At 69.6% G+C, this 546-nt stretch carries 1 protein-coding gene; it reads left to right on the top strand.

What is annotated here, in order from left to right:
- On the top strand, positions 1-546 hold a 546-nt coding region (locus U5775_RS38990), incomplete at both ends, for an AMP-binding protein (protein ID WP_322063445.1).

Raw genomic sequence — 546 nt, 5'->3', positions numbered from 1 at the left:
CTCGCGCTGCGCGAGGTGATCTTCGGCGGCGAAGCGCTGGAGCCGCGCGTGCTGCGGCCGTGGATCGAGTGCTTCGGCGTCGCGCAGCCGCGTCTGGTGAACATGTACGGGATCACGGAGACGACGGTGCACGTGACGTTCCGCCCGGTCATCGTGGCGGATCTGGACGGCAGCGTGAGCCCGGTGGGCGAGCGCATTGCCGACCTCGGTGTCTATGTGCTCGATGCGCAGCGCAATCTCGTGCCGGTGGGCGTGACGGGCGAACTGTACGTGGGCGGCGCGGGCGTTGCGCGTGGGTATCTGAACCGGGCGTCGCTCACGGCGGAGCGCTTCGTGCCCGATCCGTTCGGCGGCGAAGGCGAACGCCTGTACCGCACGGGCGACCTCGCGCGCTGGAACGCGGGCGGCGAACTCGAATACCTGGGCCGCATCGACCATCAGGTCAAGATCCGCGGCTTCCGTATCGAGCTGGGCGAGATCGACGCGCAGTTGCTGGCGCAGGCAACAGTGCGCGAGGCAGTGACCCTGGCGCAGGAAGGGCCGGGC

It is taken from the genome of Paraburkholderia sp. J63 (genome assembly GCF_905220245.1).
In the GTDB taxonomy this organism is placed as follows: Bacteria; Pseudomonadota; Gammaproteobacteria; order Burkholderiales; family Burkholderiaceae; genus Paraburkholderia.
Note: the sequence above shows the minus strand (reverse complement) of the source record. Positions and strands in the feature narration are given on the sequence as shown.